Source organism: Streptomyces sp. NBC_00083 (assembly GCF_026343295.1).
Lineage (GTDB): Bacteria > Actinomycetota > Actinomycetes > Streptomycetales > Streptomycetaceae > Streptomyces.
The window spans coordinates 637,056-658,228 of record NZ_JAPELY010000001.1 but is presented as its reverse complement, the minus strand read 5'-3'; the positions used below and the strand labels follow the sequence as shown (position 1 = coordinate 658,228).

Annotated in this window: 25 protein-coding genes, 1 tRNA gene and 1 riboswitch; of the genes, 10 read left to right on the top strand and 16 right to left on the bottom strand. The window is 70.5% G+C overall.

Annotation, left to right across the window (positions count from 1 at the left end; genetic code table 11):
* The first annotated feature begins 109 nt into the window (after positions 1 to 109).
* Together OOJ98_RS02855 and OOJ98_RS02850 are read left to right on the top strand one after the other, a co-directional pair.
* Entirely contained in the window at positions 110 to 289 is a 180-nt protein-coding gene (locus OOJ98_RS02855) for a hypothetical protein (protein WP_267053011.1), read from the top strand.
* Positions 290 to 389: 100 nt separating this feature from the next.
* Positions 390 to 695, top strand: coding sequence for a hypothetical protein (locus OOJ98_RS02850; RefSeq protein WP_267053010.1), 306 nt, complete (start codon positions 390 to 392; stop codon positions 693 to 695).
* Between the two features lie 221 nt (positions 696 to 916).
* Here the strand turns inward: OOJ98_RS02850 and OOJ98_RS02845 are convergent, their stop codons facing one another.
* From OOJ98_RS02845 to OOJ98_RS02825, 5 genes are all read right to left on the bottom strand, one after another.
* Complete coding sequence (locus OOJ98_RS02845; RefSeq protein WP_267053009.1) at positions 917 to 2,263, bottom strand: DUF445 domain-containing protein; 1,347 nt, start codon at positions 2,261 to 2,263, stop codon at positions 917 to 919.
* 236 nt (positions 2,264 to 2,499) lie between these two features.
* Entirely contained in the window at positions 2,500 to 3,159 is a 660-nt protein-coding gene (locus tag OOJ98_RS02840) for a DUF1707 domain-containing protein (protein ID WP_267055486.1), read from the bottom strand.
* Between the two features lie 43 nt (positions 3,160 to 3,202).
* On the bottom strand, positions 3,203 to 4,171 hold the full coding sequence (locus OOJ98_RS02835) for an ATP-binding cassette domain-containing protein (protein ID WP_267053008.1): 969 nt from the start codon (positions 4,169 to 4,171) through the stop codon (positions 3,203 to 3,205).
* Between the two features lie 84 nt (positions 4,172 to 4,255).
* Entirely contained in the window at positions 4,256 to 5,032 is a 777-nt protein-coding gene (locus tag OOJ98_RS02830; RefSeq protein ID WP_267055485.1) for an ABC transporter permease, read from the bottom strand.
* A 40-nt stretch (positions 5,033 to 5,072) separates the two neighbouring features.
* Positions 5,073 to 5,873 (bottom strand): ABC-2 family transporter protein, encoded by an 801-nt coding sequence (locus tag OOJ98_RS02825; protein WP_267053007.1) that lies wholly within the window; start codon positions 5,871 to 5,873, stop codon positions 5,073 to 5,075.
* A 310-nt stretch (positions 5,874 to 6,183) separates the two neighbouring features.
* Between OOJ98_RS02825 and OOJ98_RS02820 the strand changes: the two genes are divergently transcribed.
* A complete protein-coding gene (locus OOJ98_RS02820) occupies positions 6,184 to 8,820 on the top strand; it encodes a transglycosylase domain-containing protein (protein WP_267053006.1) in 2,637 nt (878 codons plus the stop codon).
* 21 nt (positions 8,821 to 8,841) lie between these two features.
* On the opposite strand, the gene OOJ98_RS02815 is transcribed toward OOJ98_RS02820, so the two are convergent.
* The 3 genes from OOJ98_RS02815 to OOJ98_RS02805 all read right to left on the bottom strand — a co-directional run bounded on the left by OOJ98_RS02815 (position 8,842) and on the right by OOJ98_RS02805 (position 10,030).
* Positions 8,842 to 9,162, bottom strand: a complete 321-nt coding sequence (locus tag OOJ98_RS02815) for a multidrug efflux SMR transporter (RefSeq protein WP_267053005.1) — start codon at positions 9,160 to 9,162, stop codon at positions 8,842 to 8,844.
* 35 nt (positions 9,163 to 9,197) lie between these two features.
* Positions 9,198 to 9,268, bottom strand: a riboswitch (guanidine-III (ykkC-III) riboswitch).
* Positions 9,269 to 9,332: 64 nt separating this feature from the next.
* Positions 9,333 to 9,665: a co-chaperone GroES gene (locus OOJ98_RS02810; protein WP_114036654.1), complete on the bottom strand. Its 333-nt coding sequence runs from the start codon at positions 9,663 to 9,665 to the stop codon at positions 9,333 to 9,335.
* A 44-nt stretch (positions 9,666 to 9,709) separates the two neighbouring features.
* Positions 9,710 to 10,030, bottom strand: coding sequence for a DUF3618 domain-containing protein (locus tag OOJ98_RS02805; RefSeq protein WP_267053004.1), 321 nt, complete (start codon positions 10,028 to 10,030; stop codon positions 9,710 to 9,712).
* 135 nt (positions 10,031 to 10,165) lie between these two features.
* Between OOJ98_RS02805 and bcp the strand changes: the two genes are divergently transcribed.
* From bcp to OOJ98_RS02785, 4 genes are all read left to right on the top strand, one after another.
* The gene (gene bcp / locus OOJ98_RS02800) at positions 10,166 to 10,633 is read left to right on the top strand and encodes a thioredoxin-dependent thiol peroxidase (RefSeq protein WP_267053003.1); all 468 of its coding nucleotides are present in this window, start codon (positions 10,166 to 10,168) and stop codon (positions 10,631 to 10,633) included.
* A 136-nt stretch (positions 10,634 to 10,769) separates the two neighbouring features.
* Positions 10,770 to 11,399, top strand: coding sequence for an HNH endonuclease signature motif containing protein (locus OOJ98_RS02795; protein ID WP_267053002.1), 630 nt, complete (start codon positions 10,770 to 10,772; stop codon positions 11,397 to 11,399).
* A gap of 65 nt (positions 11,400 to 11,464) precedes the next feature.
* Entirely contained in the window at positions 11,465 to 12,232 is a 768-nt protein-coding gene (locus OOJ98_RS02790) for an HNH endonuclease signature motif containing protein (RefSeq protein ID WP_267055484.1), read from the top strand.
* Positions 12,233 to 12,246: 14 nt separating this feature from the next.
* Positions 12,247 to 12,321: transfer RNA gene (locus tag OOJ98_RS02785), tRNA-Leu, on the top strand.
* A gap of 56 nt (positions 12,322 to 12,377) precedes the next feature.
* Here the strand turns inward: OOJ98_RS02785 and rdgB are convergent.
* The 4 genes from rdgB to OOJ98_RS02765 all read right to left on the bottom strand — a co-directional run bounded on the left by rdgB (position 12,378) and on the right by OOJ98_RS02765 (position 14,831).
* Positions 12,378 to 12,980: an RdgB/HAM1 family non-canonical purine NTP pyrophosphatase gene (gene rdgB, locus OOJ98_RS02780; RefSeq protein ID WP_267053001.1), complete on the bottom strand. Its 603-nt coding sequence runs from the start codon at positions 12,978 to 12,980 to the stop codon at positions 12,378 to 12,380.
* 39 nt (positions 12,981 to 13,019) lie between these two features.
* A complete protein-coding gene (locus OOJ98_RS02775) occupies positions 13,020 to 13,394 on the bottom strand; it encodes a hypothetical protein (RefSeq protein ID WP_267053000.1) in 375 nt (124 codons plus the stop codon).
* Positions 13,395 to 13,520: 126 nt separating this feature from the next.
* On the bottom strand, positions 13,521 to 14,258 hold the full coding sequence (gene rph / locus OOJ98_RS02770; protein WP_267052999.1) for a ribonuclease PH: 738 nt from the start codon (positions 14,256 to 14,258) through the stop codon (positions 13,521 to 13,523).
* A 339-nt stretch (positions 14,259 to 14,597) separates the two neighbouring features.
* A complete protein-coding gene (locus tag OOJ98_RS02765; protein WP_018517946.1) occupies positions 14,598 to 14,831 on the bottom strand; it encodes a glucose PTS transporter subunit EIIB in 234 nt (77 codons plus the stop codon).
* A 230-nt stretch (positions 14,832 to 15,061) separates the two neighbouring features.
* Between OOJ98_RS02765 and OOJ98_RS02760 the strand changes: the two genes are divergently transcribed.
* Both OOJ98_RS02760 and OOJ98_RS02755 read left to right on the top strand, forming a co-directional pair.
* Positions 15,062 to 16,357, top strand: a complete 1,296-nt coding sequence (locus tag OOJ98_RS02760; RefSeq protein ID WP_267052998.1) for a PTS transporter subunit EIIC — start codon at positions 15,062 to 15,064, stop codon at positions 16,355 to 16,357.
* 307 nt (positions 16,358 to 16,664) lie between these two features.
* Positions 16,665 to 17,963 (top strand): PTS transporter subunit EIIC, encoded by a 1,299-nt coding sequence (locus tag OOJ98_RS02755; RefSeq protein WP_267052997.1) that lies wholly within the window; start codon positions 16,665 to 16,667, stop codon positions 17,961 to 17,963.
* An 81-nt stretch (positions 17,964 to 18,044) separates the two neighbouring features.
* On the opposite strand, the gene OOJ98_RS02750 is transcribed toward OOJ98_RS02755, so the two are convergent.
* A complete protein-coding gene (locus tag OOJ98_RS02750) occupies positions 18,045 to 18,797 on the bottom strand; it encodes an MBL fold metallo-hydrolase (RefSeq protein ID WP_267052996.1) in 753 nt (250 codons plus the stop codon).
* Between the two features lie 292 nt (positions 18,798 to 19,089).
* Between OOJ98_RS02750 and OOJ98_RS02745 the strand changes: the two genes are divergently transcribed.
* On the top strand, positions 19,090 to 19,560 hold the full coding sequence (locus OOJ98_RS02745; protein WP_267052995.1) for a type II toxin-antitoxin system PemK/MazF family toxin: 471 nt from the start codon (positions 19,090 to 19,092) through the stop codon (positions 19,558 to 19,560).
* A gap of 85 nt (positions 19,561 to 19,645) precedes the next feature.
* Here the strand turns inward: OOJ98_RS02745 and OOJ98_RS02740 are convergent, their stop codons facing one another.
* The 3 genes from OOJ98_RS02740 to OOJ98_RS02730 all read right to left on the bottom strand — a co-directional run bounded on the left by OOJ98_RS02740 (position 19,646) and on the right by OOJ98_RS02730 (position 21,111).
* On the bottom strand, positions 19,646 to 20,596 hold the full coding sequence (locus tag OOJ98_RS02740; protein ID WP_267052994.1) for a PLP-dependent cysteine synthase family protein: 951 nt from the start codon (positions 20,594 to 20,596) through the stop codon (positions 19,646 to 19,648).
* A 1-nt stretch (position 20,597) separates the two neighbouring features.
* The gene (locus OOJ98_RS02735; protein ID WP_267052993.1) at positions 20,598 to 20,876 is read right to left on the bottom strand and encodes a MoaD/ThiS family protein; all 279 of its coding nucleotides are present in this window, start codon (positions 20,874 to 20,876) and stop codon (positions 20,598 to 20,600) included.
* A gap of 106 nt (positions 20,877 to 20,982) precedes the next feature.
* Complete coding sequence (locus tag OOJ98_RS02730) at positions 20,983 to 21,111, bottom strand: putative leader peptide (protein ID WP_261710360.1); 129 nt, start codon at positions 21,109 to 21,111, stop codon at positions 20,983 to 20,985.
* Between the last annotated feature and the right edge of the window lie 62 nt (positions 21,112 to 21,173).

Genomic DNA, 21,173 nt, shown 5'->3' with positions numbered 1-21,173 from the left:
CGAAGGTCAGTCAAATAGGAGTTGACGGGAGCCTCGAACGCGATGCTACGGTTTCCTCGCGTCACTCAGCTCCATCGGACCCCAGGACCTCTCAGAAGGGCTGCCCCTCATGTCTGGCACGCCGCGCATCGAGTGCACCATCGAGTTCGACAAGAACGCCGCAACCTCCGTCAACGTCCAGCAGGGCGCGGCACGGACCGTCATCGTCGTCCACCCCTCGGGCACCTCCCCGGTCGCCATCACCGTGCACGAAATCGAGGCGGCGATGCCGGAGCCCGCTACGCCGTGAGGCGGTGGTGAGCCGGGCCGGCCCCCACGCCTCGACCCCCTGGACGGCTCCCGAAACCCCCGCGCTAGCCTCAAAGAAACCGCACTTCAGGAGGCAAACCATGGCAAAGGTTCCCGCAACTGCGATCGCGGCCGGCGGGCTCATCGGGGGGTATGGGGTGGCCCGGTGGACCAAGAGGCGGCCGCTCGGCGGGGTGGCGCTGGCCGGGGCCGGGGCGCTCGCGGCGCGGCAGTGGCAGCAGGCGGCCGGGACCAAGGCGGCCGTCGGGCTGACCACCGCCTACGTCGCCGCCTTCGCCGGCTCGCATCCGCTCGCCAAGAAGGTCGGCGCCTGGCCCTCCGTCTTCGGCGTCGCCGGGGCCGTCGCCGTGGCCTCCTGGGCCGTCACCCGCAGCTCCGCCAAGTAGGCCCCGGGCCCCGGGACGGAGAAAACGTTTCGCGGCGTTGAACGCGGCCCCGCCCCGCCCCGTATTCACGGGCAACTCCCCGCAGTGGTCGGGCGCACGGCCGTACGGCAGGGACAGGCAAGTCCGGCCGTGCGCCCCGGCGGAGTCAGGACTCGAGGAACCCCAACCACCCGAGGCCGCCACAGCAACGGCACCCCACCCCCTCCCTCCCCGGCGCAGCCCTACCCGCCCGCCACATGCGACACCGTGTAGATGACCAACCCCGCCAACGCCCCCACCACCGTCCCGTTGATGCGGATGAACTGCAGGTCGCGGCCGATGTTCGCCTCGATCTTGCGGGACGTGTCGTTCGCGTCCCACGAGGCGACCGTGTCCGTGATCAGCGAGGTGATCTCCGCTCGGTACGTCGACACCACGTACGCCGCCGCGTCCTCCAGCCAGCCGTCCAGCTTGGACTGCAGGCGCGGGTCCGTGGTCAGGCGGGTGCCGAGCGACAGCAGGGACTCCCGGGCGCGCAGGCGCAGTTCGCTGTGGTCGTCCTCCGCCGCCGCGATGATCATCGAGCGGACCGAGGACCATGCCGACGCGATGATGTCCTGCACCTCGGGCCGGGCCAGCACCTCCGACTTGTACCGCTCCACCCGGCTCCGTGTCTCCGTGTCGGACTGGAGGTCCGTCGCGAAGTCCGCCAGGAAGCGGTCGAGGGCGCCGCGTGCCGGATGGGCCGGCATGTCGCGCATCTCCGTCACGAAGCGCAGCAGCTCCTTGTAGACGCGCTCGCCCACCTTGCGGTCCACGAACCGCGGGGTCCAGCCGGGGGCGCCGCCCTGCACCGCGTCCATCACCGAGTCCCCGTGCAGCACCAGCCAGTCGTGGGCCCGTACGCACACCAGGTCCACCGCCTTGCGGTGGCTGCCGTCGGCGACGATCCGCTCCAGCGTCTTGCCGAGGCCCGGCGCGATCTCCGCCGCGTCCGCCCGGCGGGTGATGGCCTCGCCCACCACCGCCTGGACGTCGGCGTCCCGCAGCACCGTCAACGCCCCGCGCAATGCCGTGGCCAGCTCCGACGTGACCCGGTCCGCGTGCTCGGGCTCCGCGAGCCACGTGCCCAGGCGCTGCCCGATACCGAGCGCGTGCAGCCGGGTGCGCACCACCGCCGCGGACAGGAAGTTCTCGCCCACGAAGGTGCCGAGCGACGCCCCGAACTGGTCCTTCTTGTTCTGGATGATCGCCGTGTGCGGGATGGGAAGCCCGAGGGGGCGGCGGAACAGGGCCGTCACGGCGAACCAGTCGGCCAGCGCGCCCACCATGCCCGCCTCGGCCGCCGCCGCGACATATCCGGCCCACGCGCCCGCTCCCCTGCGGTCCGCCCAGGTCGCCAGGGCGAAGACCACCGCGACCAGGATCAGCAGGCCCGTCGCCGTGGCCTTCATGCGGCGCACGCCCCGGCGTTTCTCCTCGTCCGCCGCCGTGTACGCGAAGGGGGACGCCGAAGGCCGGGGCGCCCCGGCCCCCGCGTCCACCCCTGTCGGCCGCTCCAGCTCGGGCCCCGATCCCCTGCGTTCCATTGACTCCACCGTTCTTGCCGGAAGCGGCCTTCCCGTGGGCGGTCCGCCTGACGTCCTCCCCGTGGAGTGACGCCTTCCCCATGAAGTACTGACGAGGCACGCGTTCAGTTCCCGTATGTGGCCGTACGTGCGTACGTCCACTCGTTCGGGTGGAGGGGGGCCACGGGCGGCGCCGGCGGCGGGCGCCCCCGACCCCGCCCCGGGCCGACTCCCTACCGCCCCGCCCCGGCCCCGCCTCAGCCCAGCTCCTTGCGGCCCCTCTCCTCGCCGCGCTTCTCCAGCCGCAGCCGCTCCTTCTGCGCCCTTCTCAGCTTCCGGTCCACGCCGATGCCGCCCATCAGCGCGAACGCCACGATGGTGACCTCGGGCGAGCCCGGCGTGCCCTCGCCGTTGGCCTTGCTGCCGCCCACCCCGCCCATCAGGCCGAAGCCCTTGACCTGGACGTTCAGCTCCGGCGGTACGGTCACGCCGATGCCGCCCATGATCGTGAAGAGGCGCAGCACCGTGTGGCGGTCCTCGAAGCGGGCCTCGCGCAGGTCGATGTCGCCGCCGCCCCACATCGCGAACGCGGTGAACTTCCTGGCCACCGTCCAGTTGCCCTTGCGGGCGAACCCGCCCCAGAAGGCGAAGCCTCCCCTGGAGGTGGGCGGGTGGCCGATCCGGGACGGCCAGTGGACCTCGATGTCGTCCTGCGTACGGCGGGGAGCCGCCGCGGCCGGCCCCGCGGTGCCCGGCGCCGGCAGGTCGCGGACCAGGGGCGCCAACTCCCCGTGCGTACGCGCCTTGTAGGCCGCGTCGAGGCGCTGCTCGAACTCCTCCATGTCGAGGCGCCCCTCGGCCACGGCCTCCCTCAGCGACTCCGCCACGCGCTCGCGTTCCGCGTCCGAAGCACGCATCTCCGGCAGTCCGCCCGTTGGTTCACTCGTCATGCCGTGAAGACTAGTGAACGCCCTCGCCCTCGTACATGCGGGCGATCACGGCCTCGATGTCCGGCTCCCGCACCGAGAGGTCCACCAGCGGGTACGCCGCCGCGATGTGCGCCACCAGCGGTGCCGCCGACGCCGACGCGGGGAACGCCAGCCACTGCCGCGGGCCCTCGATCTTCACCACGCGGGCGCCCGCCACCTCCACCGGCGGCAGTTCGCGCTCCAGGTCGACCACCAGGGTGCGTTCGCTCTCGCCCGCCTCGTGGAGCCCGGCGAGCGCCCCGTCGTACATCAGGCGTCCGTGGTCGATGACCATCACCCGCTTGCAGAGCTGCTCGATGTCGGTCAGGTCGTGGGTGGTGAGCAGGATGGTGGTGGCCCGCTCGGCGTTCAGGTCGCGGAGGAACTGCCGCACCTTCGCCTTGCTGATGACGTCCAGGCCGATCGTCGGCTCGTCCAGGTAGAGGACGTCCGGGTCGTGCAGGAGCGCCGCCGCGATGTCGCCGCGCATGCGCTGGCCGAGCGAGAGCTGACGTACGGGAACATCCAACAGGCTTGCCAGATCGAGCAGTTCGACGCAACGGTCGAGGTTGTCGCGGAAGCGGGCGTCGGGGATGCGGTACATGCGGTGGGCCAGGCGGTAGGAGTCGTACAGCGGCAAGTCCCACCACAGGGTGGTGCGTTGACCGAAGACGACACCGATGTGCTGCGCCAGCCTGGTGCGTTCGCGGGACGGGTCGAAGCCCGCCACACGCAGCCGTCCCGCGCTCGGCGTCAAGATGCCCGTCAGCATTTTCACGGTGGTCGACTTTCCGGCGCCGTTGGGGCCGATGTAGCCGACCATCTCGCCGCGCGGCACCCGGAAACTGATCCCGTCGACCGCCCTGACCTGCCGCTTCTCCCGGCGGAGCCGGCCCGTTCTGCGTCGCACGTCGAAGACCTTCTCGACGTCGTCGAGTTCGATGAGGTCCACTTCTTCCACTGGTCAACCTCCTTTGATACGCGGTGCGATGAGGTGGGGCCCGGCGGATCCGGGGCCGCGGGCGGAGTGGGGACCGGCCACGGCTCAGCTCCCCGTGCTGCGGTACGCCCGCACACCGGCCCGCCAGGCCAGGCCCGCGAGGCCCAGGCAGCCGGCCGCGACCAGCGGAGGCGCGAACGCCAGCCACTGCGGCACGCCCAGCGGGTAGGGGCGGCCCAGGACGTACAGGCCGGGCAGCCAGTTGACGAAGGCCAGCGGCAGGACGAAGGTGACGCCCCGCACCATGTCCTTGGCGAACACCGTCGGCGGGTACTGGAGCAGGGTCTGGCCGCCGTACGTGAACGCGCTCTGCACCTCCGCCGCGTCCTGCGCCCAGAACTGGAACGCCGCGCCCGCCACGAACACCGCGCAGAACAGCGCCGTACCGCTGAGCAGCATCACCGGCACCAGGGCCGCCTTCAGTACGGTCCAGTGCACATCGAGGGCGACCAGCGAGCCGGCCAGGACCAGCACGCCCTGGAGGAGCCGGCCCAGGCGCTGGAGGCCGAACCGGTCGGCCGCCACCTGGGCGAGGACCGGGACCGGGCGCACGAGGAGCGTGTCGAGCGTGCCGTCCCGGATGCGCGCCCCCAGCTTGTCGATGGAGCCGAGGAGGGCGTTGGTCAGCCCGAACGCGGTCGTCGACGTCCCGTACAGGAACGCCACTTCGGCGAACGAGTAGCCGCCGAGCGAGCGGACCTGCGAGAACATCAGGACGATCACGACGAAGTCGAAGGCCGTCACCAGGAAGTTCCCGAGCAGCATCATCGCGAAGGACGCCCGGTAGGCGAGGGTGGAGCGGATCCACATCCCGGCGATCATGCGGTACGCGCTCCACGCGCCCGGCCCGGCCTCGCGCACCTCACCCACCCTGCACCACCACCCTGCGGACCGCCGCGGACTGAAGGAGCCGGCCCGCGCCGAGCAGGACCGCCGCCCAGCCGAGCTGGAAGGCGTACGCGCCGAGCAGGCCCCAGCCCCGGTGGCGGCCCATCAGGACGTCGGCCGGGATCTGGAGCAGCGAGGACCAGGGCAACGCGCGGGCCACCTCGCCGAGCAGGCCGGGGAAGGCGTTGAGCGGCAGCAGCATCCCGGAGAAGAACAGGCCGGCGATGGAGACGAGCGAGGCGACGCCCGCGCCGTCGAGCAGCCAGAACGCCGAGAGCGCCACCAGGAAGCGGAGCGCGAAGCTCACCACCACGCCGAACAGGACCGCCGCGATGAACGCGAGCCAGGTCGCCGGGTCGGCGGGCAGGGCGAGGTCGAAGACCAGCGCGCCGAAGGCGAGCGGGATCACGCCGCGCCCCAGGAAGTGGAAGAGCGCCCGGCCCAGATCGGCCGAGAGCCACCACAGCTGGAGGTCGGCCGGGCGGTAGAGGTCGATCGCGATGTCACCCGTACGGATGCGTTCCACGAGCTCGTCCGCGAAGCCGCCGCCGAACAGATTGACCGTCATCAGCAGGGCCTGGCTGACCCACACATAGGTCAGGGCCTGGGACTGGTCGTAGCCGCCGAGGTGGGGGCGCTGCTCCCACAGGGCTATATAGGTGTACGCCACGATGACGCCGAAAACAGTGTTGGTGAAGACCCCTGCCGCGGTCGCGACCCGGTAGGTCGTATAGCGCCGGAACCCGCCCAGGGCCACGACTCCGTACAGCCGCACGCACGCCCCCTCGTCTCCGTCGACGCCGTCGGCACCGAAGCGCAGGAGCCTAGCCCAGCGCTCCGGGCCTGCGCGACGGAATTTCGCCGCCCGGCATGCCGGCCATGTCGCGGTCGGTGAATCGGTCGAAAACGGGAACGAAACGCTTTAATAAGACGAATCGCTTTCCATCAACTGAATCGTTTGCACGAGACCCCTCGCATCGGCACGACCGCACCGCAGCCGCGCCCCGGGCCCCCGCCCGCGGCCGCACCGCACCCGCACCCGCACCCGCACCCGCACGTGATCGAGACGCACTGGCCGGAGAGACATGAGCGACGACGAGCAGCCGGAGTCACCGCACCCCGGACCCCAGCCGCCGCGAACCTGGACGCCCCGGGATCTCGGACCCGCCGGAGCCGAAGCAGGAGCCGGAGCCGGAGCGGCGGGCGCGGCCGGCAGCGGGACCGGGACGGAGCCCGGCGCGCCGGACGACGGACCCGCCGGGGACGGGGCCGACGGGAGCGGGCCCGCTCAGAACGGCGCCGGCGCCGGCGGCAGGCGCCCCCGCCGCACCGGATGGCGCCGCTTCGTCCCGCGCTGGCGCGTGGTGCTCGGCGTCTTCCTGGTCTGCGCGCTGCTGCTCATCGGCGCGTTCATCGCCGGCTACACCCTCGTGTCGATCCCGCCCGCCAACGCCGTCGCCACCGCGCAGTCCAACGTCTTCCTGTACGCCGACGGCACCCAGCTCGCCTCGGACGGCGAGGTCAACCGCGAGAACGTCCAGCTCGCCCAGATCCCCCTCACCGTGCAGCACGCCGTGCTCGCCGCCGAGGACCGCGACTTCTACTCCGAGCGCGCCGTCGACCCCAAGGCCATGGTCCGCGCCGCCTGGAACACGCTCACCGGCAAGGGCACCCAGGGCGGCTCCACCATCACCCAGCAGTACGTGAAGAACTACTACCTCGGCCAGGAACAGACCGTCACCCGCAAGGTGAAGGAGTTCTTCATCGCGATCAAGCTCAACCGCGAGGAGACCAAGGAGGACATCCTCGCCGGGTACCTCAACACCAGCTACTTCGGCCGCAACGCGTACGGCATCCAGGCCGCCTCCCAGGCGTACTACAGCAAGAACGTCGAACAGCTCACCACCGGCGAGGGCGCCTACCTCGCCTCGCTGCTCAACTCCCCCAGCGCCTACGACGTGATCTCCCACCCCGAGAACAAGCCCCGGGCGCTGGCCCGCTGGAACTACGTGCTCGACGGCATGGTCAAGAAGAAGTGGCTCAGCCCCGCCGAACGGGCCGCGACCACGTTCCCCGTCCCCGGAAAGGTCAAGCCCCGCGCGGGCCTCGCGGGTCAGCGCGGCTACCTCGTCGAGGCGGTCAAGGACTACCTCACCAGCAACAAGATCATCGACGAGAACACCCTCGCGACCGGCGGCTACCGCATCACCACCACCATCGAGAAGGACAAGCAGGACGCCTTCGTCAAGGCCGTCGACGACAAGGTCAACTCCAAGCTCAGCAGCGTCCGCAAGGCCGACCGCACCGTACGCGTGGGCGGCGCCTCCATCGACCCGTCGACCGGCAACGTCGTCGCGATGTACGGCGGCATCGACTACACCAAGCAGTACGTCAACAACGCGACCCGGCGCGACTTCCAAGTCGGCTCCACCTTCAAGCCGTTCGTCTTCACCTCGGCGGTCGCCAACGGCTCCACCACGCAGGAGGGGCGGGTCATCACCCCCAACACCCTCTACGACGGCACCAACAAGCGCCCCGTGCAGGGCTGGAAGGGCGGCTACTACGCCCCCGCCAACGAGGACGACATCTCCTACGGACAGATCACCGTGCGCACCGCCACCGACAAGTCCGTCAACGCGGTGTACGCGCAGATGGCCGTCGACGTGGGCCCCGCCAAGGTCAAGCAGAGCGCCATCGACCTCGGCATCCCGGCCACCACGCCCGACCTCGTCGCCACCCCCTCCATCGCGCTCGGCCCGGCCACGGCGAGCGTGCTCGACATGACCCAGGCGTACGCGACGCTCGCCGGCCACGGCCGACACGGCACGTACACGATGGTCGCCTCGGTCACCAAGGACGGCGAGAAGACCGACCTGCCCTCCCAGGACACCGAGCAGGCCGTCAGCCGCGAGGCCGCCGACACCACGACGTCGATGCTGCAGAGCGTCGTCGACGGCGGCACCGGCACCGCGGCGCAGGCCTCCGGACGCCCCTCCGCCGGCAAGACCGGCACCGCCGAGCAGGACAAGGCCGCCTGGTTCGCGGGCTACACCCCCGACCTGGCCACCGTCGTCGCCGTGATGGGCGCCGACCCCGACACGGCGGTGCAGCAGCCGCTGTACGGGGCGCTCGGCCTGCCCCGCATGAACGGCGGCGGGCCGCCCGCGCAGATCTGGGCCCAGTACACCAAGGGCGCCCTCCAGGGCACCGAGGTCAAGGACTTCGATCTGGAGCTCCAGGACGGCGCGAACATCCCGGTCGAGCCGCCGTCGCCGCCGAACCCGTTCCAGACCCCGACCCCCGGCGTCAACCAGGGACAGACCCAGGGCCAGGGACAGGACCAGGGACAGACACAGGGGCAGAACCAGGGCGGCACCGGGGGCCGCGACCAGGGACAGACCCAAGGCCAGAACCAAGGCCGCACCCAGGGCCAGAGCCAAGGACAGAACCAGGGCCAGACGCAGGGCCAGAACCAGGGGACGCAGGGCGGCGCCGACAACGAGGGCGCCACCCAAGGGCAGAACCAAGGCGCCGCCCAGGGGCAGAACCAGGGCCAGACCCAAGGCCAGACCCAGGGCGGCACCACGGACGGCGGCGCCACCGCGGGCACCGACAACGGCGGCACCCAGGGCGGCACCACCGAAGGAGTCGGCGGCACCACGGCCGGCGCCGCCGACCGCCCCCAGAGCCCCCGGATCCCGTGGAGCCCCACCCGCCCGTGACGAAGCGCGGCGGGCCCGTGATCAGTGGCCGCTGGTCGCCTTGAGTCCCACTACCGCGACGAGGAGAAGACAGACGAAGAAGATCCGGGCGGCGGTGGCCGGCTCGCCCAGCACCACCATGCCGAGGACCGCCGCACCGGCGGCGCCGATGCCCACCCACACGCCGTACGCGGTGCCGATCGGCAGCGTCTTGGCCGCCTGCGAGAGCAGCATCATGGACGCGACGATCCCGAGGCCGGTCAGCACACTGGGCAGCGGACGCGTGAAGCCGTCGGTGTACTTCATCCCGATCGACCAGCCGACTTCGAGCAGACCGGCGACAACAAGCAGGACCCATGCCATGACGGCACCTCCGAGACGCGTACGGAACGTGAGCGGGTGCGTCGTCTTGTCCTGACCCGGTACGACGCGTCTCGTCGGGGTCCCACCACCGTAACAAAAGGCATGCGAAAGGGCTGGTGACCGTGGTCACCAGCCCTTTTCGAAGGCTCGGCCGAGCGGGCGGCGCGGCGCTACAGATACAGCCCCGTCGCGTCCACCGACACCCGTTCGGACGCCACCGCGTGCAGATCGCGCTCCCGCATCAGCACGTACGCCACGCCCCGCACCTCGACCTCCGCACGGTCCTCGGGGTCGTACAGGACCCGGTCGCCCGGCTCCACCGTGCGTACGTTCTGGCCGACCGCGACCACCTCGGCCCAGGCCAGCCGCTTGCCGACGGCGGCGGTCGCCGGAATGAGGATGCCGCCGCCCGAACGCCGCTCGCCCTCGGGGGTGTCTGACCTGACGAGCACACGGTCGTGCAACATCCGGATGGGCAGCTTGTCGTGGGTGTTCTCGCTCACGAGGTCGAACCTACCCGCACCGGCGCCACGCGTACGCCGAAGGGTCAGGCACGCCGCTTCTTCGACGACAGGGCGAACAGCCCCACCACGCCGACCGCGACGAGCGCGACCGGCACGATGCGCCCCACCCGGGGCGCCCCGTCCTCGGACACGAACTGCGCCTTCACATCGCTCACCGCACGGTTCACCGCGATGTACGCGCGCCCCGCGGTGTGGTCCACCGTCGAGACGAACCGCGCCTTCGCGTCGCCGACGATCGTGGACGGGTGCAGCCGCACCCCGATCTCGTCAAGGGTCACCGCGAGCTGGTCCCGCCGGCTCCTGATGTCCGCCTCGATCTGCGCAGGGGTCCTGGCTTCCGACACTGCGCCGCCTCCGGTGGTCGTATGGGGTCATCCGTCCTCCACAGTCTGTCAGCTCTGTGGCCGATGCACTGTCACAGGCCCCCATTAGGCTCTGTCGGTGTACACCCCGCCCTCGGCCATTCCGGAGGAAACCCCATGAGCGAGCGACTTCAGCCCGGCGACACCGCGCCCGCCTTCACCCTGCCCGACGCCGACGGCAACGAGGTCTCGCTCGCCGCCCACAAGGGCCGCAAGGTCATCGTGTACTTCTACCCGGCCGCCCTCACCCCCGGCTGCACCAAGCAGGCGTGCGACTTCACGGACAACCTGGAGCTGCTCGCCGGCGCCGGCTACGACGTCATCGGCGTCTCCCCCGACAAGCCGGAGAAGCTCGCGAAGTTCCGCGAGAAGGAGTCCCTGAAGGTCACGCTGGTGGGCGACCCGTCGAAGGAGGTCCTGGAGGCGTACGGGGCGTACGGCGAGAAGAAGCTGTACGGCAAGACGGTGACCGGGGTCATCCGCTCGACGGTCGTGGTGGACGAGGACGGCAAGGTGGAGCGCGCCCTGTACAACGTGAAGGCGACGGGCCACGTAGCCAAAATCATCAAGGACCTCGCCATCTGACCCCGCCCCACCCACCCCACAGACGGCCCGGCCCCGCAAGCGGCACGGGCCGTTCCGCATATCGGGTGTGACTGTCCGCTATACGGTTCGTTACTCCGTACGAGGCCGCGAACGCGTGGCCGGGACGGAGCAGGGCATGGCACCCAGGTACACCCCGGAGTTGCTCGCGGAGGCGGCACGGGAAACACAGCACATGGACGACGCGGTCCGCTGGTGCGGGGGCATACCGACGCCCGGCAGCAGGCGCTATCTGCGGCAGCGGATGGCGGAGGCCGGGATCGACATCTCTCACCTCACCACGAACCAGGTCCGGCACACCGAGGAGCGCCTGCGGGCGGCGGTGATGGTGTCGTCCAACATCAAGGACGTCGTGCGCCACCTGGGCATCAGTCAGGTCGGCGGGAATCAGACCCACATCCGGCGACGGATAACCGCCCTCGAAATCGACACCAGCCACTTCGTCCGTACGCGCCAAGGCCGTCCGAAAGGCTCCCTGGGGGACCTGTTCGGCCTGCGTGACCCCGGGGATGGCAGGGTTCCCGGCGAGCGCCTTCGTCGCGGCCTTCTGGGCAAGGGGGTCGATGAGCGCTGCACGATGTGTGGCACCGGCCCGGAATGGAACGGCAGCCCGCTTCGCCTCGAAGTCGACCACGTCAATGGCCGATGGTGGGACAACCGCACGGAGAACCTACGGCTCCTCTGCCCCAACTGCCATGCGGTGACCGACACTTACCGGGGCCGCAGGCGGAGCCGAGCGGAATCGTGACCTCGCCGGTGTACACACCTGACCTGCTCACGCGCACGGCGCGGGCGTCCACCAGTCTGGTCGACATGCTGAGAAGGCTCGGCGCTCCGATGGGCAGCCGCCCCCTCCGCTACCTCCGCGGCCGGGTCGAGCACTACGGGACAGACACCTCCCACTTCGAGGAGGAACCGCTGCCCGAGCGAGCCCCCCGCTCCTATCCGAAGGAGTTGCTGGCGCAGGCGGCGGCTCGTTCGCACAGCATCCGCGAAGTGATCGAGTACTTGGGCTTCTCCCCGCGCGACTGCCCGGCCGGGTACATCCGCAAGAGGCTCGACCGTTTCGGCATCGACACGTCGCACTTCCTGTCGGGCCGCAGCCACGGGCCCAAAAACGTGCGCCGCGACCTGCTCGAATCCGCCGTGGCCTCTTCCCGGACTCTCGCCGGGGTGCTGAGGCAACTCGATATCGTCGACAACGGCGCGGGCCGGGCCCGTATCAACCGGGACCTGCGCATGTACGGCATCAGCACCGGCCATTTCGTCGGCCAAGGCCATAAGCGTGGAGTGCCGTCCACCCGACGCAAGTCGGCGGACGAGATCCTGGTGCTTCTGCCGCCGGGATCCGCCCGCACGAAGACGGCGCAGCTTCGACGGGCGCTCGACGACCTGAAGGTCGCGCACGTCTGCGGCGCCTGCGGAGTGGGGGACCTCTGGCAGGGCGGGCGGCTCGTTCTGGAGATCGACCACGTCAGCGGTGACCGTCTCGACAACCGCAGGGAGAACCTGCGGTATCTCTGTCCTTCCTGCCACAGCCAGACCGGCACCTTCTCGGAGCGCCGGGACAACGCCCAGTAGAGTAGGCGGCGCAGGGGCCCGTATCCCAGCTGGCAAGAGGACGCCGGTTTAGATCCGGTGCGTCGTGGGTTCAAGTCCCACCGGGCCCACGGGAAAAAGGGCCTGACGCCTTCGGAACAACGGCGTCAGGCCCTTCATCGCGTGGTCAGCCCACCAGCTCACGTACCACCGGCACCAACGCTCGGAAGGCCTGGCCGCGGTGGCTGATCGCGTTCTTTTCCGCGGGGGACAGCTCGGCGCACGTGCGTGTCTCGCCGTTCGGCTGGAGGATCGGGTCGTAGCCGAAGCCGCCCGTGCCGGCCGGGGTGTGGCGCAGGGTGCCCAGGAGGCGGCCTTCCACGACGCGTTCCGTGCCGTCGGGCAGGGCGAGGGCGGCGGCGCAGGCGAAGTGGGCCGCGCGGTGTTCGTCGGCGATGTCGGAGAGCTGGGCCAGGAGGAGGTCCAGGTTGGCCCGGTCGTTGCCGTGGGTGCCGGACCAGCGGGCCGAGAAGATGCCGGGGGCGCCGTTCAGGACGTCGACGCAGAGGCCGGAGTCGTCGGCGACGGCGGGCAGGCCGGTCGCTCGGGCGAGGGCGTGGGCCTTGAGGAGGGCGTTCTCGGCGAAGGTGACGCCGGTTTCCTTGACGTCGGGGATCTCGGGGTAGGCGTCGGCGCCGACGAGTTCGTGGGGCAGGCCGGCCGCGGCGAGGATGGCGTGGAGTTCGGTGACTTTGCCGGCGTTGCGGGTGGCGAGGATCAGGCGGGTCATGTCCACCAGTATCGGGGGGCGGCGCGGCCCGGCCGTGGCTCAGGGGGTGCAGACCTTGCCGATTTCCTTGGCCGCGTCCGTGACGCCGCTGATGTCGGGGGTGTTGTCGCCGTTCTTGATGGCTGAACGCACGTTGTCCACGGCCTTGTTGAGGTCGTCCACCGCCTTGGAGAGGTCCGCGTTGCCGGTCGTGTTCTTCAGGGTCGACAGCTGCCGGTCGATGTCGTTGAGCGCCTGGTCGGCCTGGGTGGGGTTGTCGGTGGCGTTGCCGACCGCCTTGCCGAGGTTGTCGACGCTGGTCCCGATGGCCTGGGCGGTGTTGACGCAGTCGATGGCCTTGTCGATGGCTCCGCAGCCCGCGGTGGCGGTGACGGCCAGGGCCGCGGTGGCGAGGGCGAGCACGGTTCGGCGCATCGGTCGGGTCCTCCCCCAGGGGTTCCGGGCGACGCGGGAGTCGTCCGGAAGATACGGACGGGCGCACGGTAGGCCCGTACGCCCGTACTCGTGGTGACGCGGGGAGCGCCCCGCTTGGTTGCCTCTTTACTCGCCGGACACCGCGGCCAGCGCGCGGAGTTGGAGGGCGGCGAGGTCGGCGCAGCCTCCGGTGGCGAGGTCGAGCAGTGCGTTGAGCTCCTTGCGGTCGAAGGGCTCGGCTTCGGCGGTGCCCTGGACCTCGACGAAGCGGCCGTCGCCGGTGCAGACGACGTTCATGTCGGTCTCGGCGCGTACGTCTTCCTCGTAGCAGAGGTCGAGGAGGGGGGCGCCGTCGACGATGCCGACGGAGACGGCGGCGACGGTGCCGGTGAGCGGCCGGCGGCCGTGCTTGACGAGCTTCTTGCCCTGGGCCCAGGTGATGGCGTCGGCGAGGGCGACGTAGGCGCCGGTGATGGCGGCGGTGCGGGTGCCGCCGTCGGCCTGGAGGACGTCGCAGTCCAGGACGATGGTGTTCTCGCCGAGGGCCTTGTAGTCGATGACGGCGCGCAGGGAGCGGCCGATCAGGCGGGAGATCTCGTGGGTGCGGCCGCCGATCTTGCCGCGGACGGATTCGCGGTCGCCGCGGGTGTTGGTGGAGCGGGGCAGCATCGAGTATTCAGCGGTGACCCAGCCTTCGCCACTGCCCTTGCGCCAGCGGGGTACGCCCTCGGTGAAGGAGGCGGTGCAGAAGACTTTGGTGTCGCCGAAGGAGACGAGGACGGAGCCCTCGGCGTGCTTGCTCCATCCGCGTTCGATGGTGACGGGGCGGAGCTGTTCGGGGGTGCGGCCGTCGATTCGAGACATGGGGATGAGCCTAGGCGATTCGGGTGGGGCGCTTGCGCCCCTGTCCGGCGCGAGGCCCTGCGGGGCACCTCGGTCGGGTCGGTTGGTCGGCGCCGGGCCCCTGCGGGCAGTCTCGGCCTGTCCGGCGTTTGCGGACGAGTGCCTTTCGGACGCGTACGGGGTCCGGGGCGGAGCCCTGGGCGGCCCCGCCTTCGTCTGCGGACCGTGCCCGCTTCCCGCGCAGTTCCCCGCGCCCCTCACCTGCCCGGGGCCTCCGCGCGCGTCCGTCCGTGGGCCCGGGTATGCGTAAGGCCGGCTCCCTGGGTGGGGGCCGGCCTTACGGTGTGAGGGGTCAGCGACTCACATCATGTCTTCGATGTCCGCGGCGATGGGGTCCGCGTCGGTGCCGATGACGACCTGGATCGCCGTGCCCATCTTGACGACGCCGTGGGCGCCGGCGGCCTTCAGGGCGGCCTCGTCGACCTTGCTCGGGTCGATGACCTCGGTGCGCAGGCGCGTGATGCAGCCCTCGACCTCTTCGATGTTCTCGATACCGCCGAGGCCGGCGACGATCTTCTCAGCCTTGCTGGCCATGTGTCTCTCCTGGTTCTGAAGAACGCTGTGTCGGCCCACGGTAGGTCCGCTTTGTCACGGTAACCCACGTTTGGCCCAGCTATGCGCGCGGGCGCATTCTGCCTGGCCAAGGATGGCGATCACCGGAGCCATGTTCCGCGAGGGGCCTCTCCGGACGATACCGCAACTGGTCTACACCACCCTGCAACGACCGTCCGAGCCGGCTTGTTCCGCAAGCCTGGAGGTTGCCGATGAGCACCAGCAGCGCGGCCGCGCCGCCCCAGCCCCAATGGTGGAACGGGCTGTTCCAGGGGCTGCAGAAGATGGGCCGCAGCCTCCAGCTGCCGATCGCGGTGCTGCCCGCGGCGGGCATCCTCAACCGGTTCGGCCAGGACGACATGTTCGGCAAGACCGGGCTCGGCTGGGACGACGTCGCCAAGGTGTTCAAGGGTGCGGGCGGCGCGCTGCTGGACGGTTCGGTGGGGCTGCCCCTGCTGTTCTGCGTGGGTGTCGCCATCGGCATGGCGAAGAAGGCGGACGGCTCGACCGCGCTCGCGGCGGTGGCGGGATTCCTCGTCTACAACGGGGTGCTCCTGCAGTTCCCGAAGGACTGCGCCGCCGGAGCGAAGCTCACCGCTGGTGCGTGCATCGCGAAGGACGGCTCGGCGGTCCTCGCCACGTACCAGAACCCGGGTGTGTTCGGCGGCATCGTGATGGGCCTGCTCACCGCGTACTTCTGGCAGCGGTTCCACCGTACGAAGCTGGTCGACTGGCTGGGCTTCTTCAACGGGCGCCGGCTCGTGCCGATCATCATGTCCGGCGTCGCGATCGTGTTCGCCGTGCTGTGCCTGTTCGTGTGGCCGCCGGTCGGTGACGCGCTGACCAGCTTCAGCAAGTGGCTGGTGGATCTGGGCGCGCTGGGTTCCGGCATCTTCGGTGTCGCCAACCGTGCGCTGCTCGTGATCGGCCTGCACCAGTTCCTGAACACCTTCGTCTGGTTCCAGTTCGGCGACTTCACCAAGCCGGACGGCACGGTCGTGCACGGCGACATCCCGCGCTTCCTCGCGGGCGACCCGACGGCCGGCCAGTTCCAGACCGGGTTCTTCCCGATCATGATGTTCGCGCTGCCCGCCGCCGCCCTCGCGATCGCGCACTGCGCCAAGCCGCACCGCCGCAAGGAGGTCGGCGGCATGATGCTCTCGGTCGGCCTGACCTCGTTCGTCACCGGCATCACCGAGCCGATCGAGTACTCCTTCGTCTTCATCGCGCCGCTCCTGTACGCGATCCACGCGGTGCTCACGGGTGTGTCGATGGCGGTGAGCTGGGGGCTCGGCGTCAAGGACGGCTTCAGCTTCTCGGCCGGCCTGATCGACTACGTCATCAACTGGAGCCTGGCGACGAAGCCCTGGATGATCATTCCGATCGGGCTGTGCTTCGGCGTCGTCTATTACGCGGTGTTCCGCTTCGCGATCACCAAGTTCAACCTGCCGACGCCGGGGCGGGAGCCGGACGCGGAGGAGCTGGAGCAGGAGAACACCAAGGCGTAGCTCCGCCCTTTCGGCCGGCTTCGACCAGGCCCTCGGACCTCGCGGCCCGGGGGCCTTCGGCATGTCCCGAGGGCCTCTCCGGACAACGAATCGGTCACGGCGCGGAGTCGGTCCCGTGCCGTTTGCCGGTTATGGCTCAGGCCACAAAAAACGAAGGTTCCTTATCTAACCCTCACCGTGCTACAACTGGTCTACACCACTCATTGGTGTAGACCACGCGGGCTTGACCGCGTTCCCCTGAGACGCCGCCGTCCCCCCGTATTTTCCCATGCCCCCGGGCGGCGCCTTGCCCTACTGGAGGATGTTGATGAGTACGGCCACCGCTACGGCGGCGCCCGCGAAGAAGCGGGGCTCCGGCCTGTTCCAGGGTCTGCAGAAGGTCGGCCGCAGCTTGCAGCTGCCGATCGCCGTGCTGCCCGCGGCGGGCATTCTGCTCCGTCTCGGCCAGCCCGATGTGTTCGGTGCCGACGGTCTCGGCTGGGACAACGTCGCCAAGGTCTTCGGCGGGGCCGGCGGCGCCCTGCTCGACGCCTCGTTCGGCCTGCCCCTGCTCTTCTGCATAGGCGTGGCGATCGGCTTCGCCAAGAAGGCCGACGGATCCACCGCGCTCGCGGCGGTGGTCGGATTCATGACGTACTACGCCGTGATCCACCAGTTCCCGATCGATGTCGCGGGCGCCAAGTACACCAGCACCGGCCTCTTCGGCGGCGCATACCTGAAGGACGGCGCGGTCACCGCGGCCTCCTTCCAGAACCCGGGTGTCCTCGGCGGCATCATCCTCGGCCTGCTGAGCGCCGTGCTGTGGCAGCGGTTCCACCGCACCAAGCTGGTCGACTGGCTCGGCTTCTTCAACGGCCGCCGCCTCGTCCCGATCATCATGGCCTTTGTGGGCACCGCCCTCGGCATCCTCGTCGTCATCGGCTGGGAGCCGATCGGCGACGTCATCACCAGCTTCGGCAAGTGGATCACCGGCCTCGGCGCGGTGGGTGCGGGTCTCTTCGGTCTGATCAACCGCGGTCTGCTGCCCATCGGCATGCACCAGTTCGTCAACACCGTGTCCTGGTTCCAGATCGGCGACTTCACGAAGCCCGACGGCTCCGTCGTCCACGGTGACCTGACCCGCTTCTTCGCCGGTGACCCGTCCGCCGGACAGTTCATGTCGGGCTTCTTCCCGATCATGATGTTCGGTCTCCCGGCCGCCGCGCTCGCCATCGCGCACGCCGCTCGTCCCGAGCGCCGCAAGGCCGTGCTCGGCATGATGATCTCGCTCGCCCTGACGTCCTTCGTCACCGGTGTGACCGAGCCGATCGAGTTCTCGTTCATGTTCATCGCGCCGCTGCTCTACGTGATCCACGCGGTTCTCACGGCGCTCTCCATGCTCGTCACCTGGGCGCTGGGCGTGCACGCCGGCTTCACCTTCTCGGCGGGCGCGATCGACTACCTGCTGAACTGGAACCTCGCCACCAAGCCCTGGCTGATCATTCCGGTCGGTCTCGTCTTCGGAGCCATCTACTACGTGCTGTTCCGCTTCGCCATCACGAAGTTCAACCTCACCACCCCGGGCCGTGAGCCCGAGGAAGAGGTCGAGGACCTCACCAAGGCGTAGGCCTCGCGCGCGGCGCACGGCGAAGGCCCCCGGAACCGAACGGTTCCGGGGGCCTTTCCCGTGGGCGGGGTCCGGGCGGGGTCAGATCTCGTACACGGCGCCCGGCGCGGCCAGCTCGGTGGGGCCGGCGTAGACCGCGCGGGCGTCCGCCAGATTGACCTCGCCGTCCGTCCACGGCGGGATGTGCGTGAGGACCAGGCGCCCGGCGCCGGCGCGGGCCGCGTGTTCGCCGGCCTCGCGGCCGTTGAGGTGGAGCGCCGGGATGTCCTCCTTGCCGTACGTGAAGGAGGCCTCGCACAGGAACAGGTCGGCGCCCCCGGCCAGTTCGTCGAGGGCGGCGCACGGGCCGGTGTCGCCGGAGTACGTGAGGGAGCGCCCGGCGTGCTCGACGCGGATGGCGTACGCCTCGACGGGGTGGCAGACGCGTTCCGTACGCACCGAGAAGGGGCCGATGTCGAAGGAGCCCGGCTTCAGGGTGTGGAAGTCGAAGACCTCGCTCATCGAGGACGCGGAGGGCGTGTCCGCGTACGCGGTGGTCAGGCGCTGCTCGGCGCCCTCCGGCGCGTACACCGGCATCGGGGCGCAGCGGCCGCCCTCGTGGCGGTAGTAGCGGGCGACGAAGTAGCCGCACATGTCGATGCAGTGGTCGGCGTGCAGATGCGACAGGAAGATCGCGTCGAGGTCGTACAGACCGATGTGGCGCTGCAGCTCACCGAGGGCCCCGTTGCCCATGTCGAGGAGCAGCCGGAAGCCGTCTGCCTCAAGGAGGTAGCTGGAGCAGGCCGATTCCGCGGACGGGAACGACCCGGAGCAGCCGACGACGGTGAGCTTCATGGAGCGTGAACCTCCGGAACAGAGGGGCCAGGCGAAGCCTGTCGCTGCGGGGCGGACGGGGCGGGGGGAGACCGCGGGTAAGGGCTTGCGGTGCGTCGAGCGTAAGGCGCGTCAAGGCCCCTCGCTCCTTCGGAGCGTGCCGTTGTGGGGGAAGTCACCGCCAAGACCACTCTTCCCCCGTAGCGCCAAGGGTGCAGGTGTACGGGCGTGGGGCGGGGCCGGACCAAAGTCAGTACAGGGGTTCGAGGTGAGGAGAGGGCGGCGCGGGTGGTGCGCCGGTACCGTCTGCGGTATGGACACGTCGTGGTGGCTGGCGCTCGGCGCCGTGGTGGCGCTCGCGCTGGTGGCCGTGCTCGCCGACGGGCGGGGGCGTTCGCGGCGCCGGCCGGGCGGGCGGACGGCGCCGCCGGCACGTCCGGCCGGGCCGGCGCGGCCGGGGGGCCGGGCGGCGAAGGCGCCGAGGGCGGCGGAGATCTGGTGGGCCGAGGTGCCCTACGAGGATGTTCCGGGCGGGAAGGACCGCCCGTGTCTGGTGCTGCGGGTACGGGGTGACGCGGTGACCGTCGCGAAGATCACCAGCAAGTACCACGACGAGCGGGCCGGGGTCATTCCGCTGCCGCCCGGCACGGTGGCCGACGCGCAGGGCCGGCCCAGCTTCCTGGAGACGGACGAGCTGCGCGAGGTCGGGGTGTGGGCGTTCCGGCGCCGGGTGGGGGTGGTGGACCCGGCCCTGTGGGACCAGGTCCGCCACTTGGCGGGCTGACGCACCCGGGGCCGGCCGCCGCCCCCGGGACGCTGGGAGCCGGTGGCCTGCTTCCGGTCCCGCCCGCGTGGGGCGGGGCGCGGGATCAGGCCCAGAGCTGGCCGTGCAGGGTTTCGATCGCGGCCTCGGTCGTGGGCGCGGTGTAGACGCCCGTCGACAGGTACTTCCAGCCGCCGTCGGCCACGACGAAGACGATGTCGGCGGGGGTGCCCGCCTTGACGGCCTTCTTGCCCACGCCGATCGCCGCGTGCAGGGCCGCGCCGGTGGAGACGCCCGCGAAGATGCCCTCCTCCTGGAGGAGTTCACGGGTGCGGGTCACCGCGTCGGCCGAGCCCACCGAGAAGCGGGTGGTGAGGACGGAGGCGTCGTACAGCTCGGGCACGAAGCCCTCGTCGAGGTTGCGCAGGCCGTAGACCAGGTCGTCGTAGCGGGGTTCGGCGGCGACGATCTGGATGCCGGGGACGTTCTCGCGCAGGTAGCGGCCGACGCCCATCAGCGTTCCGGTGGTGCCGAGGCCCGCCACGAAGTGGGTGATGGAGGGCAGGTCGGTGAGGATCTCCGGGCCGGTCGTGGCGTAGTGGGCGCCCGCGTTGTCCGGGTTTCCGTACTGGTAGAGCATCACCCAGTCCGGGTTCTGCCCGGCCAGCTCCTTCGCGACCCGTACGGCCGTGTTGGAGCCGCCCGCCGCCGGGGACGACACGATGTCGGCGCCCCACATCGCGAGCAGGTCGCGACGCTCCTGCGAGGTGTTCTCCGGCATCACGCACACGATGCGGTAGCCCTTGAGCTTCGCCGCCATCGCGAGCGAGATGCCGGTGTTGCCGCTGGTCGGTTCGAGAATGGTGCAGCCGGGCGTCAACCGGCCGTCCTTCTCGGCCTGTTCCACCATGTGGAGCGCCGGCCGGTCCTTGATGGAGCCGGTCGGGTTGCGGTCCTCCAGCTTGGCCCAGATCCGTACGTCGTCCGAGGGGGACAGCCGCGGCAGGCGGACCAGCGGGGTGTTGCCGACCGCGGCGAGAGCGGAGTCGTAGCGCATGTCAGACGGAGCCACCCGCGACGGCGGGCAGGATCGTGACGTTGTCGCCGTCGGCCAGCTTGGTGTCGATACCGTCCAGGAAGCGGACGTCCTCGTCGTTGAGGTACACGTTCACGAAGCGGCGCAGGTTGTCGCCGTCCACGATGCGCTCGCGGATGCCGGTGTGCCGGGCGTCGAGGTCGTGGAGCAGCTCGGCGAGGGTGGCGCCGTCGCCCTGGACCGCCTTGGCGCCGTCGGTGTAGGTGCGGAGGATGGTCGGGATGCGGACCTCGATGGCCATGGCGTGGGCTCCTGATCGGAAGGGAGAGGCAGGGGGCGCGGCTCGGGTCCGCGCGCCGCACGCGCCGGTGCGTGCGGATGGTGCGTTGGTGCGGGGCGCCGCGGCGTCAGAGGGCGGCGGCGCGGGCCGTACAGATCGCGCTGGCGAGGCGGCACAGGTCGACGTGCAGCCGCGCCACGAGCAGCAGGGCGGGGCCGCTGCTCGGCGTCTTGTCGCTCACGTCGTTCGAAACCATGGGGTCATCGTATAGATTCCCGGTCCGCTTCCCGGAATGTGATCTCGCATACTGGATAGATC

What these genes read in the sequence shown, in the direction of transcription:
- OOJ98_RS02855 (WP_267053011.1), top strand. Translation starts at nt 110, where the DNA reads ATGTCTGGCACGCCGCGCATCGAGTGCACCATCGAGTTCGACAAGAAC.
- OOJ98_RS02850 (WP_267053010.1), top strand. Translation starts at nt 390, where the DNA reads ATGGCAAAGGTTCCCGCAACTGCGATCGCGGCCGGCGGGCTCATCGGG.
- OOJ98_RS02845 (WP_267053009.1), bottom strand. Translation starts at nt 2,263, where the DNA reads ATGGAACGCAGGGGATCGGGGCCCGAGCTGGAGCGGCCGACAGGGGTG.
- OOJ98_RS02840 (WP_267055486.1), bottom strand. Translation starts at nt 3,159, where the DNA reads ATGCGTGCTTCGGACGCGGAACGCGAGCGCGTGGCGGAGTCGCTGAGG.
- OOJ98_RS02830 (WP_267055485.1), bottom strand. Translation starts at nt 5,032, where the DNA reads ATGATCGCCGGGATGTGGATCCGCTCCACCCTCGCCTACCGGGCGTCC.
- OOJ98_RS02820 (WP_267053006.1), top strand. Translation starts at nt 6,184, where the DNA reads ATGAGCGACGACGAGCAGCCGGAGTCACCGCACCCCGGACCCCAGCCG.
- OOJ98_RS02815 (WP_267053005.1), bottom strand. Translation starts at nt 9,162, where the DNA reads ATGGCATGGGTCCTGCTTGTTGTCGCCGGTCTGCTCGAAGTCGGCTGG.
- bcp (WP_267053003.1), top strand. Translation starts at nt 10,166, where the DNA reads ATGAGCGAGCGACTTCAGCCCGGCGACACCGCGCCCGCCTTCACCCTG.
- OOJ98_RS02795 (WP_267053002.1), top strand. Translation starts at nt 10,770, where the DNA reads ATGGCACCCAGGTACACCCCGGAGTTGCTCGCGGAGGCGGCACGGGAA.
- OOJ98_RS02790 (WP_267055484.1), top strand. Translation starts at nt 11,465, where the DNA reads ATGCTGAGAAGGCTCGGCGCTCCGATGGGCAGCCGCCCCCTCCGCTAC.
- rdgB (WP_267053001.1), bottom strand. Translation starts at nt 12,980, where the DNA reads ATGACCCGCCTGATCCTCGCCACCCGCAACGCCGGCAAAGTCACCGAA.
- OOJ98_RS02775 (WP_267053000.1), bottom strand. Translation starts at nt 13,394, where the DNA reads ATGCGCCGAACCGTGCTCGCCCTCGCCACCGCGGCCCTGGCCGTCACC.
- rph (WP_267052999.1), bottom strand. Translation starts at nt 14,258, where the DNA reads ATGTCTCGAATCGACGGCCGCACCCCCGAACAGCTCCGCCCCGTCACC.
- OOJ98_RS02765 (WP_018517946.1), bottom strand. Translation starts at nt 14,831, where the DNA reads ATGGCCAGCAAGGCTGAGAAGATCGTCGCCGGCCTCGGCGGTATCGAG.
- OOJ98_RS02760 (WP_267052998.1), top strand. Translation starts at nt 15,062, where the DNA reads ATGAGCACCAGCAGCGCGGCCGCGCCGCCCCAGCCCCAATGGTGGAAC.
- OOJ98_RS02755 (WP_267052997.1), top strand. Translation starts at nt 16,665, where the DNA reads ATGAGTACGGCCACCGCTACGGCGGCGCCCGCGAAGAAGCGGGGCTCC.
- OOJ98_RS02750 (WP_267052996.1), bottom strand. Translation starts at nt 18,797, where the DNA reads ATGAAGCTCACCGTCGTCGGCTGCTCCGGGTCGTTCCCGTCCGCGGAA.
- OOJ98_RS02745 (WP_267052995.1), top strand. Translation starts at nt 19,090, where the DNA reads ATGGACACGTCGTGGTGGCTGGCGCTCGGCGCCGTGGTGGCGCTCGCG.
- OOJ98_RS02740 (WP_267052994.1), bottom strand. Translation starts at nt 20,596, where the DNA reads ATGCGCTACGACTCCGCTCTCGCCGCGGTCGGCAACACCCCGCTGGTC.
- OOJ98_RS02735 (WP_267052993.1), bottom strand. Translation starts at nt 20,876, where the DNA reads ATGGCCATCGAGGTCCGCATCCCGACCATCCTCCGCACCTACACCGAC.
- OOJ98_RS02730 (WP_261710360.1), bottom strand. Translation starts at nt 21,111, where the DNA reads ATGGTTTCGAACGACGTGAGCGACAAGACGCCGAGCAGCGGCCCCGCC.